Source organism: Streptomyces bacillaris, from assembly GCF_003268675.1.
GTDB lineage: Bacteria > Actinomycetota > Actinomycetes > Streptomycetales > Streptomycetaceae > Streptomyces > Streptomyces bacillaris.
The window spans coordinates 3,982,076-4,000,835 of sequence record NZ_CP029378.1 but is presented as its reverse complement, the minus strand read 5'-3'; the positions used below and the strand labels follow the sequence as shown (position 1 = coordinate 4,000,835).

Annotated in this window: 17 protein-coding genes and 1 tRNA gene; 12 read left to right on the top strand and 6 right to left on the bottom strand. The window is 70.8% G+C overall.

Going from position 1 to position 18,760, the window contains the following annotated elements:
- Nucleotides 1-56: 56 nt before the first annotated feature.
- The 6 genes from paaA to DJ476_RS17305 all read left to right on the top strand — a co-directional run bounded on the left by paaA (nucleotide 57) and on the right by DJ476_RS17305 (nucleotide 4,999).
- Entirely contained in the window at nucleotides 57-1,130 is a 1,074-nt protein-coding gene (paaA, locus tag DJ476_RS17330) for a 1,2-phenylacetyl-CoA epoxidase subunit PaaA (protein ID WP_103418424.1), read from the top strand.
- Nucleotides 1,127-1,417 carry a 1,2-phenylacetyl-CoA epoxidase subunit PaaB gene (paaB, locus tag DJ476_RS17325; RefSeq protein ID WP_018489793.1) on the top strand — a complete coding sequence of 97 codons (291 nt, stop codon included), beginning with the start codon at nucleotides 1,127-1,129 and terminating at the stop codon, nucleotides 1,415-1,417. The genes paaA and paaB overlap by 4 nt, the downstream gene beginning before the upstream one ends.
- The gene (gene paaC, locus DJ476_RS17320) at nucleotides 1,414-2,208 is read left to right on the top strand and encodes a 1,2-phenylacetyl-CoA epoxidase subunit PaaC (protein WP_112490968.1); all 795 of its coding nucleotides are present in this window, start codon (nucleotides 1,414-1,416) and stop codon (nucleotides 2,206-2,208) included. Before paaB ends, paaC begins: the two co-directional genes overlap by 4 nt.
- Complete coding sequence (gene paaD / locus DJ476_RS17315) at nucleotides 2,202-2,699, top strand: 1,2-phenylacetyl-CoA epoxidase subunit PaaD (protein WP_019762360.1); 498 nt, start codon at nucleotides 2,202-2,204, stop codon at nucleotides 2,697-2,699. Before paaC ends, paaD begins: the two co-directional genes overlap by 7 nt.
- Nucleotides 2,700-3,758, top strand: coding sequence for a 2Fe-2S iron-sulfur cluster-binding protein (locus DJ476_RS17310; RefSeq protein ID WP_112490967.1), 1,059 nt, complete (start codon nucleotides 2,700-2,702; stop codon nucleotides 3,756-3,758).
- A gap of 92 nt (nucleotides 3,759-3,850) precedes the next feature.
- A complete protein-coding gene (locus DJ476_RS17305; protein ID WP_112490966.1) occupies nucleotides 3,851-4,999 on the top strand; it encodes an acyl-CoA dehydrogenase family protein in 1,149 nt (382 codons plus the stop codon).
- Nucleotides 5,000-5,117: 118 nt separating this feature from the next.
- Here DJ476_RS17305 and DJ476_RS17300 read toward each other — a convergent pair whose 3' ends face one another.
- From DJ476_RS17300 to DJ476_RS17280, 5 genes are all read right to left on the bottom strand, one after another.
- Complete coding sequence (locus DJ476_RS17300) at nucleotides 5,118-5,462, bottom strand: rhodanese-like domain-containing protein (protein ID WP_018489798.1); 345 nt, start codon at nucleotides 5,460-5,462, stop codon at nucleotides 5,118-5,120.
- 46 nt (nucleotides 5,463-5,508) lie between these two features.
- Complete coding sequence (locus tag DJ476_RS17295; protein WP_112490965.1) at nucleotides 5,509-6,486, bottom strand: J domain-containing protein; 978 nt, start codon at nucleotides 6,484-6,486, stop codon at nucleotides 5,509-5,511.
- Between the two features lie 120 nt (nucleotides 6,487-6,606).
- Nucleotides 6,607-8,118 carry a DUF2252 domain-containing protein gene (locus DJ476_RS17290; protein ID WP_241565575.1) on the bottom strand — a complete coding sequence of 504 codons (1,512 nt, stop codon included), beginning with the start codon at nucleotides 8,116-8,118 and terminating at the stop codon, nucleotides 6,607-6,609.
- A 207-nt stretch (nucleotides 8,119-8,325) separates the two neighbouring features.
- Nucleotides 8,326-9,144: a ScbR family autoregulator-binding transcription factor gene (locus DJ476_RS17285; protein ID WP_112490964.1), complete on the bottom strand. Its 819-nt coding sequence runs from the start codon at nucleotides 9,142-9,144 to the stop codon at nucleotides 8,326-8,328.
- Between the two features lie 377 nt (nucleotides 9,145-9,521).
- Nucleotides 9,522-9,604: transfer RNA gene (locus DJ476_RS17280), tRNA-Leu, on the bottom strand.
- 318 nt (nucleotides 9,605-9,922) lie between these two features.
- Between DJ476_RS17280 and DJ476_RS17275 the strand changes: the two genes are divergently transcribed.
- The 6 genes from DJ476_RS17275 to pknB all read left to right on the top strand — a co-directional run bounded on the left by DJ476_RS17275 (nucleotide 9,923) and on the right by pknB (nucleotide 17,919).
- A complete protein-coding gene (locus DJ476_RS17275) occupies nucleotides 9,923-10,762 on the top strand; it encodes an FhaA domain-containing protein (RefSeq protein ID WP_112490963.1) in 840 nt (279 codons plus the stop codon).
- Nucleotides 10,763-10,772: 10 nt separating this feature from the next.
- A complete protein-coding gene (locus tag DJ476_RS17270) occupies nucleotides 10,773-11,288 on the top strand; it encodes an FHA domain-containing protein FhaB/FipA (protein ID WP_019762355.1) in 516 nt (171 codons plus the stop codon).
- Nucleotides 11,289-11,423: 135 nt separating this feature from the next.
- Nucleotides 11,424-12,872 (top strand): Stp1/IreP family PP2C-type Ser/Thr phosphatase, encoded by a 1,449-nt coding sequence (locus DJ476_RS17265; RefSeq protein ID WP_103418431.1) that lies wholly within the window; start codon nucleotides 11,424-11,426, stop codon nucleotides 12,870-12,872.
- A 22-nt stretch (nucleotides 12,873-12,894) separates the two neighbouring features.
- Nucleotides 12,895-14,295: an FtsW/RodA/SpoVE family cell cycle protein gene (locus tag DJ476_RS17260; RefSeq protein WP_053560361.1), complete on the top strand. Its 1,401-nt coding sequence runs from the start codon at nucleotides 12,895-12,897 to the stop codon at nucleotides 14,293-14,295.
- Nucleotides 14,292-15,746: a peptidoglycan D,D-transpeptidase FtsI family protein gene (locus tag DJ476_RS17255; protein WP_103418432.1), complete on the top strand. Its 1,455-nt coding sequence runs from the start codon at nucleotides 14,292-14,294 to the stop codon at nucleotides 15,744-15,746. Before DJ476_RS17260 ends, DJ476_RS17255 begins: the two co-directional genes overlap by 4 nt.
- 175 nt (nucleotides 15,747-15,921) lie before the next feature.
- Complete coding sequence (gene pknB, locus DJ476_RS17250) at nucleotides 15,922-17,919, top strand: Stk1 family PASTA domain-containing Ser/Thr kinase (RefSeq protein WP_103418433.1); 1,998 nt, start codon at nucleotides 15,922-15,924, stop codon at nucleotides 17,917-17,919.
- 85 nt (nucleotides 17,920-18,004) lie between these two features.
- Here the strand turns inward: pknB and DJ476_RS17245 are convergent, their stop codons facing one another.
- The gene (locus DJ476_RS17245) at nucleotides 18,005-18,742 is read right to left on the bottom strand and encodes a class E sortase (RefSeq protein ID WP_093749626.1); all 738 of its coding nucleotides are present in this window, start codon (nucleotides 18,740-18,742) and stop codon (nucleotides 18,005-18,007) included.
- Nucleotides 18,743-18,760 lie beyond the last annotated feature (18 nt).

The following is an 18,760-nucleotide window of genomic DNA, read 5'->3' as shown; positions in this document are numbered from 1 at the left end:
CTCCGACCGACCATTGAAGTCAGTGAACCGAACGATCGGTCGGTAGGGAGCCCGGGATGGCGGCAGTGACTGCGGACCAGAAGACGCAGAGCACCTCAGGCACGGCGAAAGCGGCAGGGACAGGGGCAGGCCCGGCGGCGGGCACCGCCCCCGAGGCGGCCGACGCGGCACTCCTCGCCGCCTTCGACGCGGCGGTGGCCGCCGACGACCGCATCGAGCCGCGTGACTGGATGCCCGAGGCCTATCGGGCCACGCTGATCCGCCAGATGGCCCAGCACGCCCACTCGGAGATCATCGGGATGCAGCCCGAGGCCAACTGGATCACCCGCGCGCCCTCGCTGCGCCGCAAGGCGATCCTGATGGCCAAGGTCCAGGACGAGGCAGGCCACGGCCTGTATCTCTACAGCGCGGCCGAGACGCTCGGCACCAGCCGCGAGGAGCTGCTCGACAAGCTCCACGCCGGGCGCCAGCGCTATTCGTCGATCTTCAACTACCCCACCCTGACCTGGGCCGACGTCGGCGCGATCGGCTGGCTGGTGGACGGCGCGGCCATCACCAACCAGGTGCCGCTCTGCCGCTGCTCCTACGGCCCCTACGCCCGCGCGATGGTCCGCATCTGCAAGGAGGAGTCCTTCCACCAGCGCCAGGGGTACGAGCTGCTCCTCGCCCTCAGCCGAGGCACCGAGGCCCAGCACGCGATGGCCCAGGACGCGGTGGACCGCTGGTGGTGGCCGTCGCTGATGATGTTCGGCCCGCCCGACGACGCCTCGTCCCACTCCGAGCAGTCGATGGCCTGGAAGATCAAGCGGCACTCCAACGACGAGCTGCGCCAGCGCTTCGTGGACATCTGCGTGCCCCAGGCCGAGGCGCTGGGCCTCACCCTGCCGGACCCCGACATCCGGTGGAACGAGGAGCGCGGACAGCACGACTTCGGCGCGATCGACTGGACGGAATTCCAGCAGGTCCTGAAGGGCAACGGCCCGTGCAACGAGCAGCGGATCACCCAGCGGCGCAGGGCCCACGAAGAAGGCGCCTGGGTCAGGGACGCGGCCGCCGCGTACGCCGCCAAGCACACCACCCCGTCCACCTGGACCGCACAGCCCGCACAGCACGTGGAGGAGACGGCATGAGCAGCTCGACCGACTGGCCGCTGTGGGAGGTGTTCGTGCGCTCACGGCGCGGGCTCTCCCACACCCACGCGGGCAGCCTCCACGCCCCCGACGCCGAGATGGCCCTGCGCAACGCGCGCGACCTCTACACCCGCCGCTCCGAGGGCGTCTCGATCTGGGTCGTCCCGTCCACGGAGATCACCGCCTCCTCGCCCGACGAGAAGGACTCGTTCTTCGAGCCGGCCGCGGACAAGCCCTACCGCCACCCGACCTTCTACGAGATCCCGGACGGGGTGAAGCACCTGTGAGCGCCGCCCTCGCCCTCGGCGACGACGCGCTGGTGCTCTCGCACCGGCTGGGGGAGTGGGCGGGTCACGCCCCCGTCCTGGAGGAGGAGGTGGCCCTCGCCAACATCGCCCTGGACCTGCTGGGGCAGGCGCGGGTGCTGCTCTCGCTCGTCGGTGACGAGGACGAGCTGGCCTACCTCCGCGAGGAGCGGGCCTTCCGCAACCTCCAGCTGGTCGAGCAGCCCAACGGCGACTTCGCCCACACCATCGCCCGCCAGCTCTACTTCTCCGTCTACCAGCACCTGCTGTACGAGCGGCTGGCGGCCGGGGACGGCGAGTTCGCGGAGCTGGCGGCGAAGGCCGTCAAGGAGGTCGCCTACCACCGGGACCACGCCGAGCAGTGGGTCCTGCGGCTCGGGGACGGCACCGCCGAGAGCCATGAGCGGATGCAGGCCGGCCTGGAGGCGCTCTGGCGCTTCACCGGGGAGATGTTCCAGCCGATCGAAGGACTCGACGCCACAGGCACCACGGGCGCCACCGACACCGCAGGCACGACGGGCACCACCGACACCGCAGGCGCCACGGGCACCAGCGGCTCCGGCTCCGGTGTCGACTGGGCGGAGCTGGAGAGCGTCTGGCTCTCCGCCGTCACCGCCACCGTGGAGCGGGCCACGCTGACGCTCCCCACCGGCCCCCGGACCGGGGCATGGGCGGCGGGCGCGGGCCGGCAGGGCCTGCACACCGAGCCGTTCGGCCGGATGCTCGCCGAGATGCAGCATCTGCACCGCAGCCACCCGGGGGCGTCATGGTGACCGACACCCCGCTGGAGGCGGAGCTGCGCTCCCTCGCCGGGTCCGTCCCCGACCCCGAGCTGCCGGTGCTGACCCTGGCCGAGCTGGGCGTCCTACGGGGCGTGGACGTGGAGGGCCCGGGCCGGGTGACGGTCCGGCTCACCCCGACGTACACCGGCTGCCCGGCGATCGAGGCCATGTCCGCCGACATCGAGCGCGTGCTCCACGAGAACGGGGTGCCCGAGGTCTCCGTGGTCACAGTGCTCGCACCGGCCTGGTCGACCGACGACATCAGCGCGGAGGGGCGCCGCAAGCTCGCCGAGTTCGGCATAGCGCCCCCGCGCGCCCACAGCGCCGACGGCGGCCCCGTGCCCCTGACGCTCTCCGTGCGCTGCCCGCACTGCGGCTCCACGGAGACGGAGCTGCTCAGCCGGTTCTCCTCCACGGCGTGCAAGGCCCTGCGCCGCTGCGTCGCCTGCCGCGAACCGTTCGACCACTTCAAGGAGTTGTAGATGTTCCATCCGCTCCGGGTCAGCGCGATCGAACGGATCACGGACGACGCGGTGGCCGTCACCTTCGCCGTGCCCGCCGAGCTGCGCGAGACCTTCCGCCACACGCCGGGCCAGCATCTGAACGTGCGCTTCACCGTGGACGGCAAGGAGATCCGCCGCTCGTACTCGATCTGCGCACCGGCCGCCGAGCAGCCCGCCGAGCCGGTGGTGCGGGTCGGCATCCGGGGGGTCGAGGGCGGGGCGTTCTCCACCTACGCCCTGAAGGAGCTGGCCGTCGGGGACCAGGTGGAGGCCATGCCTCCGATGGGCCGCTTCGTGCTGGAGCCGCGCCCGGGGCTCTTCGCGGCGGTGGTCGGTGGCAGCGGGATCACCCCGGTGCTGTCGATGGCGGCCACGCTCCTGGCCCGGGAGGAGAAGGCGCGGTTCTGTCTGATCCGCAGCGACCGCACGGCGGCCTCCACGATGTTCCTGGACGAGGTGGCCGACCTCAAGGACCGCTATCCGGACCGCTTCCAGCTGATCACGGCGCTCTCCCGGGAGGAGCAGTCGGCCGGACTCCCCTCCGGCCGTCTGGACACCGAGCGGCTTCTCTCGCTGCTGCCCGCGGTGCTTCCGGTGGCGGAGGTCGACGGCTGGTTCCTGTGCGGGCCGCTCGGTCTCGTACGAGGGACGGAGAAGGCCCTGCGTGCGCTGGAGGTCGACCGGACCCGGGTCCACCAGGAGATCTTCCACGTCGACGACGGCCCGTCGGACGTCACGGTGGTCAAGGTCGCCGCCCCCTCCGACGCCACGCTGACGGCCACCCTGCACGGTCGCTCCGGCAGCTGGCCCGTGCAGGACGCGGAATCCCTGCTGGAGACGGTGCTGCGGAGCCGCTCGGACGCTCCGTACGCCTGCAAGGGCGGGGTGTGCGGCACCTGCCGGGCGTTCCTCGTCTCGGGCGAGGTCCGGATGGAGCGGAACTTCGCGCTGGAGCCGGAGGAGACGGACGCCGGGTTCGTGCTGGCCTGCCAGGCGCATCCGCTCACCCCGGAGGTGGAGCTGGACTTCGACCGCTGACGCCGCCTCCCCTCCCGTAGAACCTGTTCCCTTCTCCTAGAACCTGTTCTATCTTGACGGCCCGCCAGGACTGCCAACGGGAGGCCGGGACAGTGGACTTCACCTTCACCGAGGAACAGCGGGCGGCCGTGGAGGCGGCCCGGGCGGTCTTCTCCGGGGTCGCGCCCGACGGCGTGCCCAGCCCCGCCCTGACCCCGGGCGCGGTGGCCGAGGACATCGACCGCAGGCTCTGGGGCGCGCTGACGGCCTCGGATCTGCTCGGCCTCACGCTCCCCGAGGAGTACGGGGGCGCGGGCCTCGACCCGGTCGCGCTCTGCCTGGTCCTGCGCGAGTCGGCCAAGGTGCTGGCCAGGGTCCCGCTGCTGGAGAGCTGCGCGGTGGCAATGACGGTCGGGCGGTACGGGGAGCGCGCCCTCGCGGCGGAGCTGCTGCCCCGGGCCGTGCGCGGCGAGCTGGTCCTGACCGCCGCAGCCAACGGCAGCACCGGCCACGCCCCGGCCGAACGCGCGGTCACCGCACGGCCGGAGGGAGCGGGCTCAACAGCCTCCGGCTGGGTGCTGGACGGCGTGCAGTCGGCGGTCCCCTGGGCGCAGGCGGCCGACCGGATCGCCGTCCCCGCCCACACCGCCGACGGCCGGACCGTCCTGGCCCTCGTGGACCCCGCAGGCGCGGGCGTCACCCTGGCCGACCAGGTCTCCACCAACGGCGAACGCCTGGCGGAGGTGCGGCTCGACGGCGTGCGGGTCGAGGCCCACGAAGTGATCGACGCGGCCGGGGCCTGGGAGTGGCTGCGGTCCCTGCTCACCACGGGGACCTGCGCGCTGGCGCTCGGCCTGGGCGAGCGGGTGCTTGCGATGACCGCCGAATACACCGGCAAGCGTGAGCAGTTCGGGTTTCCCGTCGCCACGTTCCAGGCGGTGGCGGTGCAGGCCGCCGACCGGTACATCGACCTGCGGGCGATGGAGGTGACGCTCTGGCAGGCCGCCTGGCGGATCTCCACCGGCGCCGGGGGCCCGCTGCCCCCGGCGGGCGACATCGCCGTGGCGAAGATCTGGGCCTCCGACGGGGTGCGGCGCATCGTGCAGACCGCCCAGCACCTGCACGGCGGCTTCGGCGCGGACACCGACTACCCGCTGCACCGCTTCCACGCCTGGGCGAAGCAGATCGAACTCTCCCTCGGCCCGGCGGCGGCCCACGAAGCGGCGCTGGGCGACCTGCTGGCCGACCACCCGCTGTCCTGACACCGCCCCCGGAGAACCGGGGCGGGCCGGACCGGGACGATCCGGACCGAGGCGATCCAGATCAGGGCGGGCCGGACCAGGGTGATCCGGATCAGGGCGGGCCGGACCGGAAAGAGCCTCAGAGGACGAAGGCCGAGGCCCCGTTGTCCGTGACCATCGGGCGCCCGGCCCCGTCCCAGGCGAGCATGCCGCCGTCGATGTTCACGGCGTCGATCCCCTGCTGGACCAGGTACTGCGTGACCTGGGCGGACCGGCCGCCGACCCGGCACATCACATGGACGCGGCGGCCGTCCTCGGCGGCCTCGGTCAGCTCACCGAACCGGGCCACGAAGTCGCTCATCGGGATGTGGAGCGCGCCCTCGACATGACCGGCCGCCCACTCGTCGTTCTCGCGCACGTCCAGGACAAGGCCGTCCGACGGCACCTGGGCGACGTCCACCGAGGGCAGCGGGGCGAAATTCATGGGTCATGCCTTCTCTCGTACGTACGCGGCCACGTCACCGGGAACGCTACTGCACCAGCTCCGCCAGTTCGGCCTCCCGCCGGGACACCTCGCCCAGCAGCTGGTCCCCGATGTCCTCCAGCAGCTGGTCCGGGTCGTCCGGGGCCATCCGGAGCATCGAGCCGATCGCGCTCTCCTCCAGCTCCTTGGCGAGCACCGTCAGCAGCTCCTTGCGCCGACTGAGCCACTCCAGCCGGGCGTACAGCTCCTCGCTCTCGCTCAGCGGCGGCAGCGGCTTCGCCGGGCCCGCGGCCCACTCCGCCGCCAGCTCCTTGAGCAGCTCCACGTCCCCGCGTCCGTAAGCGGCGTTCACGCGGGTGATGAACTCGTCCCGGCGCTCCCGCTCCGGCTCGTCCTGGGCCAGGTCGGGGTGGGCCTTGCGGGCCAGCTCCCGGTAGAGCCGGCGGGCCTCCTCGCTCGGCCTGACCCGCTTCGGCGGCCGCACCGGCTGCTCGGTGAGCATGGCGGAGGCCTCGGGGGAGAGCCCGTCGGAGTCCATCCAGTCGTGGAAGAGCTCGTCGACGCCGGGCATCGGCAAGACGATGTCCCGGGCCTCCTTGGCCTTGCGCAGATCCTCGGGGTCACCGGTCCGCGCGGCCCGCGCCTCCGCGATCTGCGCGTCCAGCTCGTCGAGGCGGGCGTACATCGGGCCGAGCTTCTGGTGGTGCAGCCGGGAGAAGTTCTCGACCTCCACCCGGAAGGTCTCCACCGCGATCTCGAACTCGATCAGCGCCTGCTCCGCGACCTGCACGGCCTTGGCCAGCCGCGCCTCGGGCCGCTCATCGCCACCCTGCGGACCACCGTCCGAGGAGTCCGAGGAGGAGGCGGCGGAGGAGGAGGCGGCACCGGCCTCCCCGGCGGAGGCGTCCGAGGTGTCCGCGGAGTCCGTCGCTTCCGGCGCGGTCTGCGGCTCGGCGGGCCGGGCGTCGTCCGGCCGGTCGTCATCGTTCCGGGTGGGAGGCACCCTGGCGGCTTCGTGGGTCACCCGTCCAGCGTATGGCCCCCGCCGCCCGCCCCGTACCGCACGGCTCCCGGCCGGCCCCCCGTACGGACGAGGACCCGGCCTCCCGGACCCCCACCCGCCCCCGCTACACCCGTGCGCGGCTCATATACCCCGCTCGGCGGCCACCCGGCCCGACTTGATCGCCCGCTCCAGCTCCGCGTGGTCCGCCTCCGTACGGTCCGCGTACGCCACCGCGAAGTCGGCGATCGCCGCGTCGAGTTCGTCGTTCTTGCCGCAGTACCCGGCGAGCAGCCGGGGGTCGGCGCTGTGGGAGTGAGCGCGGGCCAGCAGGGCCCCGGTCATCCGCCCGTAGTCGTCGACCTGCTCGACGGTGAGCGCGGCCGGGTCCACACTGCCCTTGCGGTTACGGAACTGGCGTACCTGGTACGGCCTGCCGTCCACGTCCGTCCAGCCGAGCAGGATGTCGCTGACGACCTGCATCCGCTTCTGGCCGAGCACCACCCGGCGGCCCTCGTGACCCTCCTGCGGCGGCTCGAAGCCGACCGCGGGCAGATACGGCGCGAGCGCCGACGGACGCGCCTCCTTCACCTGGAGGACCAGCGGCTCGCCCCGGTGGTCGAGCAGCAGGACGACGTACGAGCGGGTCCCGACGCTGCCGGTGCCGACCACCCGGAACGCCACGTCGTGGATCGCGTACCGCGCCAGCAGCGGCAGCCGGTCCTCGGAGACCGTGGACAGATAGCCGCCGAGCCCGGCCGCCACCGCCGCGGCCTCCGCGTCCGGCACCCGGCGCAGCACGGGCAGCGCGTCGACGAAGCGCCGGCCGCCGTCCGGGCAGTCCTCCGTGGAGCGGGCGGCGAACCGGGCGCTGGTGTTCCTGCGGGCCTTCTCGGAGACCCGCTCCAGGGTGCCGACCAGATCGCGGGCGTCCGTGTGCGAGACCAGCTCCTCGTCCGCGATGGCGTTCCAGGCGTCGAGCGCGGGCAGCCGCGCCAGCAGCCGCATGGTGCGCCGGTAGGCGCCGACGGTGTCGTACGCGCCCTTGCGGCAGGTCTCCTCGTCCGCCCCGGCGACCCGGCCCGCCAGCACGAGCGAGGTGGCGAGCCGCTTGAGATCCCACTCCCAGGGGCCGAAGACGGTCTCGTCGAAGTCGTTGAGGTCGATGACCAGGCTGCCCCGGGCATCGCCGTAGAGGCCGAAGTTGGCCGCGTGGGCGTCACCGCAGAGCTGGGCGCCCACCCCGGTGACCGGGGTCCCCATCAGGTCGTGGGCCATCAGCCCGGCCGAGCCGCGCAGAAAAGCGAAGGGCGAGGCGGCCATCCGTCCCACCCGGATCGGCGCCAGTCCCGGCACCCGGCCCCGGTTGGACTCCTCGACGGCCCGCACCGCGTCGGGACGGCCCGACGGCAGGACAAGCGAGCTGTGCGCGGAGCGCGGGACCCGGCCGCGGAGCGCCTTGCCCGCCGCCCTCGGTGATCCGGCCTCCGCGCGCCGGGCGAACCCGGGCACCACCGGAATACGGGCATCGGCCCCGGCACCAGAAGACCCCGCACTCACGTCCGAGCCGGCACCCCCGCCCGTACGCGCACTCGAGTCCGTACCCCCGGCAAGCCCCGCGTCTCTGTCGACGCCCGTGCCTTCGATGACGCCCATGGAGCGTCGCCTCCCCCACCCTCGTCAGCTCTCCGGCCGGCCCGGTCACCCGCCCCGGCCGACGGTGCTGCTCACCAGCGACCGAGCACGACCGTACCGCCGTTCCCCCGCACCCGTCCGCCCCGGATGATTTTGTCCAGAATTACCTGGAGAAGCTGCTCGCGAGCGCGCAAGCCACTGAACGTTTCACGTGAAACGTCCGAGACGTCAGACCAGACCACCGGCCGTCACCCCGGCCCCGGCAGGCTCGTCGGCGCCTTCGCCCTCGGGCTGGTCTCGCGTACTGCGAGCCGCCCCGCCGCCACGGTGGGCGCCCCCGCTGTTCCGGCCGGCCGCCGCCGCCCCACGGGCCGCCTCCGCCGCCGCGGCGATCTCCCGGGCCTCCCGCTCGGCCTGCTCCGCCTTCTCCCTCGCCTGGGCCGCGAGATCCACCCGGCCCTCCGGTTTGATGTGGGCGATGACACCGGGGTTGGCGATCGAGGGAAGGATGTGCCGCCACATCTCGGCCACCTGCTCACGCAGATCCGCACGCCCCGAGTCGGCTTCCGATATCAGCTGGATACCCGTGAAGGAGGCCACGATGACCTTGGCGGAGATCATCGGATCGACATGGGGCAGCACCTCGCCCCGCTCCTTGCCCAGCTCCAGCATCCGGGCCGTCGCGTCGATCCAGTCGCCCCACGGGTGGGGGCCGCCGAGGAAGACGCCTTCGATGGAGAGGCGGGTCCCGGCCCGCGCCATCGAGTTGTGGCGCAGTGCGAAGGCGAACTGCTGGCCGCCGTCGACCAGGGACTGGAGAGGCGATCCCTCCTGGACGAAATCGACCGTGGAGGTCTGCTCGTCCATGATCGCCTGGGCGATGGCCTCCTTGGAGGCGAAGTGGAAGTACAGCGCCCCCTTGGTCACCTTGGCCCGGCGGAGGATCTCCGAGATGGCGGCGCGCTCGTAGCCGTAGTCGTCGAAGACACTCGCCGCGGCATCCACGATCGACCGCCACGTCTGCACCGCGCGAGCCTGCTTCGCCATTCCTGCCTCCGGGACGTTCTGTGCGCTCAGCCCTTCACTGCCGAGCAGCCGTCGATCCAGCCTCTACGGCCAGCGTATGCATGTATGCCGCCTCGCAGACCATCGGTCTGTCCGGAAACCGCTCCGGCAACCGCCCCGGAGACGCCCCGCCGACCGCCCGGTCCACCGCCGGACCATACCGACCGCCCTGCCTGTTTACCCCGGCACCCCGGGACCGACACAGCTCACGGAACAACACGGAAAGGCTGCGGACAGAGCGCGCGGACACAGCAGGAAGAGAGGCATACAGCGGGAAACAACGAAGAACCCCCGCTCCGGATCTCTCCGGAGCGGGGGTTCTCCCGATTCAACTCGACGGTCGCAAGCGACTGTCGCTGTGCGCGAGGGGGGATTTGAACCCCCACGTCCCTAAGGACACTGGCACCTGAAGCCAGCGCGTCTGCCGTTCCGCCACTCGCGCAAGAGTGGTGTTTCCAGACTCTCTCTCACCTGTGTGGTGCGAGCGCCTGGCGACATCCGGAAGATTAGCACGCTGGACAGGGTGGATTCACATCCGTTGTTTCGCCCACCCCGGGACGGGAATCGGGAACGCGGAGCCGTCGCCCCCACTCCTCCAGAGAGCATCGCGTGTGCGGGACACTGTGAGGAGGCCCCCTCTACGATCCGTGTGAGGGGTGACACTCATCCACAGGGCAGAGAAGGGGAACCAGCCGATTTCCCGACGCGTGGATACGATCAGTAAGCAGTACAGGGACGATGACACCGGAGGAGGTGCCCCATGGGGGTCATGAAGCGTTTCGAGCAGCGCCTCGAAGGGCTGGTCAACGGCACCTTCGCCAAGGTCTTCAAGTCCGAGGTGCAGCCGGTGGAGATCGCCGGCGCCCTCCAGCGGGAGTGCGACAACAACGCGACGATCTGGAACCGCGAGCGGACCGTCGTCCCCAACGACTTCATCGTCGAGCTGAGCACCCCCGACTACGAGCGGCTCAGCCCGTACTCGGGCCAGCTGGGCGACGAGCTGTCCGGCCTGGTGCGCGACTACGCCAAGCAGCAGCGCTACACCTTCATGGGGCCGATCAAGGTCCACCTGGAGAAGGCCGACGACCTCGACACCGGTCTCTACCGGGTGCGCAGCCGCACCCTGGCGTCGAGTTCGTCACAGCCGGACCAGCCCGATCCGTACCAGCGGCCCGCCGCCCCGCAGTCCCCCGGTGGCTACGGGTACCCCCCGGCCGCCGCCCCGCCGATGCCCACGGCCCCGCCGCCCGGCGGTGGACGGCCCCCGGCCCTGGGCGACCGGCGCCCGCCGACCGGCCCCGGCTCGATGCCGGACGCCCAGGTGCGGCGCTGGATCGAGATCAACGGCACCCGCCATCAGATTTCCCGCCCGACGTTGGTGATGGGACGATCCACCGACGCCGACGTGCGGATCGACGACCCCGGCGTATCGCGCCGGCACTGTGAGATCCGGACCGGAACGCCCTCGACGATCCAGGATCTCGGGTCCACCAACGGCATCGTGGTGGACGGGCAGCACACCACCCGCGCTACGCTCCGCGACGGCTCGCGGATCGTCGTGGGCAGCACCACCATCGTTTACCGGCAAGCCGAAGGGTGAAGCGGGGGCAATGTCAGAGCTGACCCTGACGGTCATGCGGCTAGGTTTCCTGGCCGTTCTGTGGCTGTTCGTCATCGTGGCCGTCCAGGTCATCCGCAGCGATCTGTTCGGAACGCGCGTCACGCAGCGCGGCTCACGCCGCACTGCCGGTGACACGCGCCCGCAGCAGGGCCGCCAGCAGCAGGCGGCACCGCCCCAGCAGCGCCAGCAGTCCGGGCGCCAGCGCCGCGGGGCACCCACCAAGCTGGTCGTCTCCGAAGGCACCCTCACGGGCACCACGGTCGCCCTCCAGGGACAGACCATCACCCTGGGCCGGGCACACGACTCCACGATCGTGCTGGACGACGACTACGCGTCCAGCAGGCATGCCAGGATCTACCCCGACCGGGACGGCCAGTGGATCGTGGAGGATCTCGGGTCCACCAACGGCACCTATCTGGAGCGGACCCGGCTCACCACCCCGACGCCCGTTCCGCTGGGCGCGCCGATCCGTATCGGCAAGACCGTCATCGAGCTGCGGAAGTAGTACGACAATGAGCGAGCGGAGCGAGCGAGCCGCGGCGGCCCGGACGACGGACGCGGCCCGGTTCCCGACCGGAGGGTGGGCAGTGTGGCTCGAGACAGGCTGTACCCCGACGGGGCGTCGACCGGGCAGGTGCGCATGAGTCTGTCCCTGCGCTTCGCCGCCGGATCGCACAAAGGCATGATCCGGGAGGGGAACGAGGACTCCGGCTACGCCGGCCCGCGTCTCCTCGCCATCGCCGACGGCATGGGCGGCCAGGCGGCCGGTGAGGTCGCCAGCTCCGAGGTGATCTCCACGCTCGTCCAGCTCGACGACGACGTCCCCGGCTCGGACATCCTCACCTCCCTGGCCACGGCGGTGCAGCGGGCCAACGACCAGCTGCGCGTCATGGTCGAGGAGGACCCCCAGCTGGAGGGCATGGGCACCACGCTCACCGCCCTGCTCTGGACCGGCCAGCGGCTCGGTCTGGTGCACGTCGGCGACTCCCGCGCCTATCTGCTGCGCGACGGCGTCCTGACGCAGATCACCCAGGACCACACCTGGGTGCAGCGCCTGGTCGACGAGGGCCGGATCACCGAGGAAGAGGCCACCACCCACCCGCAGCGCTCCCTGCTGATGCGCGCGCTGGGCAGCGGCGACCACGTCGAACCGGATCTCTCCATCCGCGAGGTCCGGGCCGGCGACCGCTATCTGATCTGCTCCGACGGCCTCTCCGGCGTGGTCTCGCACCAGACGATGGAAGAGACCCTGGCCAGCTACCAGGGCCCGCAGGAGACCATCCAGGAGCTGATCCAGCTCGCCCTGCGCGGCGGCGGCCCCGACAACATCACCTGCATCGTGGCCGACGTCCTGGACGTCGACAACAACGACACCCTGGCGGGCCGGCTCAACGACACCCCGGTCGTCGTGGGCGCGGTCGCGGAGAACCAGACGGTCCTCAACGACGGCGGGGCCATGCAGACCCCCGCCGGGCGCGCGGCCGGTCTCGGCCGCGCCGTCCCGCCCGCCTCCGGCGGCTTCGGCCCGCCCGGCAGCGGTGAGGCCGACTACGGCTCCCTGCCCGACGGTTCATACGACTCCTACACCGACGACGACCTCCCCAAGCCGCGCGGCGGCCGTAAATGGCTCAAGCGGTCCGTTTTCACGGTGCTGGCCCTGGCGGTGATCGGCGGCGCTCTCTACGGCGGCCACCGCTGGACGCAGACCCAGTTCTACGTCGGCGTGCAGAACGACAACGTGGCGCTGTTCCGCGGCATCAGCCAGGACCTCGCCTGGATCTCGCTCTCCGAGGTCGAGAAGGACCACCCCGAGATCGAGCTGAAGTACCTGCCGCCGTACCAGCGCAAGCAGGTCGAGGCCACGATCGCCGAGGGCAGTCTCGCCGAGGCCCGCAAGAAGGTCGACGAACTCGCCGCCCAGGCCTCGGCCTGCAAGAAGGACGCGCAGCGCCGCGCGGCCGAAGCGGAGGCGGAGACCTCCGCCACGCCCCCCGCCACGGGGACCAAGCCGACCACCGCGACTCCCACTCCCGGCCCCAGCCTCTCGGAGGAAGAGAAGAAGCTGGTCCCGCAGTGCGGTAAGCAGTAAGCCGTAGGGGGCCTTCAGCACCATGAGCGTTGTCACCAACACGACCACCATCGGCGCGATCGACGCACCGAGCCGCCGCAACACCGAGCTGGCGCTGGTCATCTTCGCCGTCGCCATCTCGGTGTTCGCCTATGCCAACGTGGGCCTCGCCCTCAACGGCGAACTGCCCTCGGGCATGCTCGGTTACGGGGCGGGGCTCGCCCTGCTCGGCGGCGTCGCCCACCTCGTGGTGCGCAGATTCGCCAAGTACGCCGACCCGCTGCTGCTGCCGCTGGCCGTGCTGCTGAACGGGCTGGGGCTGGCGCTGATCTGGCGCCTAGACCAGTCGGAGCGGTTCCAGGCCCTCAAGACGTTCGCGCCCGCCGCCACGAAGCAGCTGCTGTTCTCCGCGATCGGCGTGGCCCTGCTCGTCGCCGTCCTGGTCGTCCTGAAGGATCACCGCATCCTCCAGCGCTACACGTACATCTCGATGGTCGTGGCGCTGGTCCTGCTGATCCTGCCGATGTTCTTCCCCGCGGTGAACGGCGCCAAGATCTGGATCAAGATCCCGGGCGTCGGCACGATCCAGCCCGGCGAGTTCGCCAAGATCATCATCACGGTGTTCTTCGCGGGCTACCTGATGGTCAAGCGGGACGCGCTGGCGCTGGCCAGCCGCCGGTTCATGGGCCTGTACCTCCCCCGCGGCCGTGACCTGGGCCCGATCCTGATGGTCTGGGCGTTCTCGATCCTGATCCTGGTCTTCGAGACCGACCTCGGCTCCTCGCTGCTCTTCTTCGGCATGTTCGTCGTGATGCTGTACGTCGCCACCGAGCGCACCAGCTGGATCGTCTTCGGTCTGCTGATGTCGGCGGTCGGCGCGGTCGGCGTCGCCACGTTCGAGCCGCACGTCCAGCAGCGCGTCACCGCCTGGCTCGACCCGTTCGCGGGCTGGGGGGAGCAGGCGGCGAGCGAGCAGATGGCCAAGTCGCTGATGGCCTTCGGCTCCGGGGGGACCCTCGGGACCGGCCTCGGCCAGGGTCACTCCGACCTGATCGGCTTCGCCGCCAACTCCGACTTCATCCTCGCCACCGTCGGCGAGGAGCTGGGGCTCGCCGGGATGATGGCCGTGCTCCTCATCTACGGTCTGATCGTCGAGCGCGGCGTACGCACCGCGCTCGCCGCCCGCGACCCGTTCGGCAAGCTGCTCGCGATCGGCCTCTCCGGCTCGTTCGCCCTTCAGGTGTTCGTCGTCGCCGGCGGTGTGATGGGCCTCATCCCGCTCACCGGTATGACCATGCCGTTCCTGGCGGCCGGCGGCTCCTCCGTACTCGCCAACTGGGCGCTGATCGCCATCCTGATCCGGATCAGCGACACCGCCCGCCGTCCCGCCCCGGCGCCCGCTCCCACCACGGACGCCGAGATGACCCAGGTGGTCCGACCGTGAACAAGCCGCTCCGCCGGATCGCGATCTTCTGCGGGATCCTCGTCCTCGCCCTGCTGATCCGGGACAACTGGCTCCAGTACGTCCGGGCGGACGAGCTGAACAGCCACAAGTACAACCGCCGCGTCCAGATCGAGCGCTACGCCCACGAGCGCGGCGACATCATCGTCGACGGCAAGGCGATCACCGGCTCCGTCGAGACCGAGGACAGCGACTTCAAGTACAAGCGGGTCTGGAAGGACGGCCCCCTCTGGGCCCCCGTGACCGGCTACTCCTCGCAGGCCTTCGACTCCTCGCAGCTGGAGAACCTGGAGGACGGCATCCTCACGGGCAACAGCGACCAGCTCTTCTTCGACCGGACGCTGTCGATGTTCACCGGCAAGAAGAAGTCCGGCGGCAACGTCGTCACCACCCTCAACGGCGCCGCGCAGAAGGCGGCCTTCAACGGGCTCGGCAACAAGAAGGGCGCCGTCGTCGCGCTCGACCCGCAGACCGGGGCCGTCCTCGCCCTGGCGAGCACCCCCTCGTACGACCCCTCGGTCTTCGCCGGGAACTCCATGAAGGACTCGGACGCCCGGCAGAAGCTCCTCAAGGACGAGGACAAGCCCATGCTCAACCGGGCGCTGCGCGAGACCTATCCCCCCGGCTCCACCTTCAAGGTCGTCACCGCCGCCGCGGCCCTGGAGAACGGGCTCTACGACGACATCGACGGCAAGACGGACTCCCCGCTGCCCTGGACGCTGCCCCAGTCCACGGTGCAGCTCAAGAACCAGGGCGACCTCCCCTGTGAGGACGCCTCGCTGCGCGAAGCCCTGCGGGTCTCGTGCAACACCGTCTTCGGGAAGATCAGCGACGATCTCGGCAACAAGAAGATGATCGAGCAGACGGACAAGTTCGGCTTCAACAAGGAAGTCTTCACGCCCGTCCGCGCCGACGCGAGCATCTACCCCGAGGACAACCGGCCGCAGAACGCGATGGCCGGCATCGGCCAGGCGTCCAACCGGACCACCCCCCTCCAGATGGCCATGGTGGCCGCCGCCATCGCCAACGACGGCAAGCTGATGCAGCCGTACATGGTGGCCAAGCGCCAGGCGCCCGACCTGGACGACATCTACACCCACGAGCCCGAGGAGCTCAGCCGGGCGATGTCGGGGGAGAACGCCCAGAAGCTCCAGCAGATGATGGAGACCGTCGTCAACGACGGAACGGGAACCAGGGCACAGATCCCCGGCGTCACCGTAGGCGGCAAGACCGGTACCGCCCAGCACGGTCTGAACAACAGCGAGAAGCCGTACGCCTGGTTCATCTCGTACGCGAAGACCGACAGCGGCTCCCCGGTCGCCGTCGCCGTCGTGGTCGAGGACGGCAACGCCAACCGGGGCGACATCTCGGGTGGTGGGCTGGCCGCCCCGATCGCGAAGAGCGTGATGAAGGCGGTCGTCGACAACAAGTAGTGAGCCCCGTCACTACGGCCGTCGGCCCATACCGGACATCGGATACCGGTCGGATATCGGCTGCCGGGTGCGGGCTGATCACTCCACCCGTGCCCGGTAGCGTATGCGCGAACAGCGCACCGCCGGACCACACACACGGGTGCGGTCAGGACTGACGGAGAGGGCTGGAACAGTTATGGAAGAGCCGCGTCGCCTCGGCGGCCGGTACGAGCTGGGCTCGGTGCTCGGCCGTGGTGGCATGGCCGAGGTCTACCTCGCCCACGACACCCGGCTCGGCCGCACCGTAGCGGTGAAGACGCTCCGGGCCGATCTGGCCCGCGACCCGTCCTTCCAGGCCCGGTTCCGCCGTGAGGCCCAGTCGGCCGCCTCGCTCAACCACCCCGCGATCGTCGCCGTCTACGACACCGGCGAGGACTACGTCGACGGGGTCTCCATCCCGTACATCGTGATGGAGTACGTCGACGGGTCGACCCTGCGGGAGCTGCTGCACTCCGGACGCCGGCTGCTGCCCGAGCGCACGCTGGAGATGACGGTCGGGATCCTCCAGGCCCTGGAGTACTCGCACCGCGCCCAGATCGTCCACCGCGACATCAAGCCGGCCAACGTCATGCTGACGCGCACCGGCCAGGTCAAGGTGATGGACTTCGGCATCGCCCGGGCCATGGGCGACTCCGGCATGACGATGACGCAGACCGCCGCGGTCATCGGCACCGCCCAGTACCTCTCCCCGGAGCAGGCCAAGGGCGAGCAGGTCGACGCCCGCTCCGACCTGTACTCCACCGGCTGCCTCCTCTACGAACTCCTCGCGGTCCGGCCCCCGTTCGTCGGGGACTCGCCCGTCGCCGTGGCCTACCAGCACGTGCGCGAGGAGCCGCAGCCGCCGAGCACCTTCGACCCCGAGATCACGCCCGAGATGGACGCGATCGTGCTGAAGGCGCTCACCAAGGACCCGGACTACCGCTACCAGTCCGCCGACGAGATGCGGGCCGACATCGAGGCCTGCCTCGACGGCCGGCCGGTCGCTGCCGCGGCCGGGCTGGGTGCCGCCGGGTACGGGGGGTACGACGGCTACAACGCCGACCAGCCCACCACCGCCCTGCGCGCCACCGACCCCAACAACCAGCAGACGTCGATGCTGCCGCCGGTCAACCCCGACGACGGCGGCTACGGCTACGACGACCGCGCGGGCCGACGGCGCCAGCAGCCGCAGAAGAAGAGCAACCTCTCGACGATCCTGCTGGTCGTCGCGGGCATCCTGGTGCTCATCGGCGCGATCCTGATCGGCAAGGCCGTCTTCAGCGACTCCGGCACCGACGCCCAGATCTCCGTGCCCAACCTGGTCGGCTCCACCGTCGAGGAGGCGGAACAGCTGGCCGAGAGATCGGAGATCGTCCTCAAGGTCGGCGGCGAGGAGCCGTGCGAGCAGCAGGAGAAGGGCAAGGTCTGCTCGCAGGACCCGAAGGACGGCACGATGGAGAAGAACGGGACCGTCACGGTCATGGTCTCCTCCGGTGCCCCGAAGGTCGAGGTGCCCGACGTCCTGGAGAAGTCCGAGGACGGCGCCCGCAAGGCCCTGGAGGACAAGGGCTTCAGCGTCAACGTCACCGCGGTCGAGTCCGACAAGACCGAGGGCACGGTCATCGAGCAGAAGCCCAAGGGCGGCAGCGAGGCGGAGGACGGCTCCGAGGTGACCATCACGGTCGCCAAGAAGGAGACCCTGGACCTGCCCGACATGCGCACCCGTACCTTCGCGGCCGCGGAACAGCAGTTGCGGGGCATCGGCTTCACCAACATCTCGCGGACCGACGTCGACTCCGAGGAGCCGAAGGACACGGTCATCGAGCAGACCCCGCAGCCCGGCAAGCACGCCAAGGACGCGCAGATCGTGCTCAAGGTCTCCAAGGGCCCGACCGAGCCGCCGGAGCCGGAGAAGACCCAGGTCCCGCAGATCCAGGGCATGAAGCTCGGAGAGGCCAAGGCGAAGCTCCAGGAGGCGGGCCTCCAGGTCGGCAACGTCCAGGGCTCGCAGGACGACAACGCCATCGTGGCCGTCGTCCAGCCGGGGGTCGGTGAGACCGTCGACAAGAACTCCGCGGTCAACATCTTCGCCACCCCGGGCGGCGGCGGGGACCAGGGCGGCGGCGGCATCTTCGGAGGCCCGTCGGGCCGGTAGCCCGCAATCCGTACGGGGAAGGGCCCCGGTCACCATGATGGTGACCGGGGCCCTTCGTCGTGGGCGGGAGGCTGAACGGGAGGCCCTAGAGCAGTTCCACCGGCTTCGTACGGTCCTTGTCGACCTTCTCCGTACGCTCCAGCTCGCCCCAGACGATGTAGCGGTACTTCGAGGTGTAGACCGGGGTGCAGGTCGTCAGCGTGATGTAGCGGCCGGGCTTCTTCACGCCCGACTCCTCCGGGACCGGCTGGATCACGTCGACGTTGAACTTCGAGGTCTCGGGGAGCGTCTTGTAGACCTTGTAGACGTACCAGGTGTCCTTGGTCTCGAAGACGACCGGGTCGCCGTTCTTCAGCTTGTGGATGTTGTGGAACTTGGCGCCGTGCCCGTCCCGGTGGGCGGCCAGCGTGAAGTTGCCCTCGTCGTCCCAGGGGAGGGCGGAGGGGACCGGGTCCGTGTAGTAGCCCGCGATGCCGTTGTTGAGGGTCTTGGGGTCGGTGCCCTTCTTGACCAGCACCTCGCCGTTCTCCATGGCGGGGACGTGCAGGAAGCCGATGCCGTCCTTGGTGTCCAGCGCACCGGGCCCGGCGTCCGCCCAGTTCTCCCGTACGGTGTCGCCCTGTCGGCCCGCCTCGCGGTCGGCGAGCACGTTGGTCCACCAGAGGGAGTACGCGACGAAGAGCGCGAGCACCAGGCCCGCGGTGATCAGCAGCTCACCGAAGACACTGACGGCCGTGGCGATCGGGTGCCGGGCACGGCGGGGTGCCGGGGGCGTGGACGCGGGTGCGCCGGTCCGCTCGTCGTGCTCGGTCCTCGCTGCCACCGCACCGCCCCTGTCCTG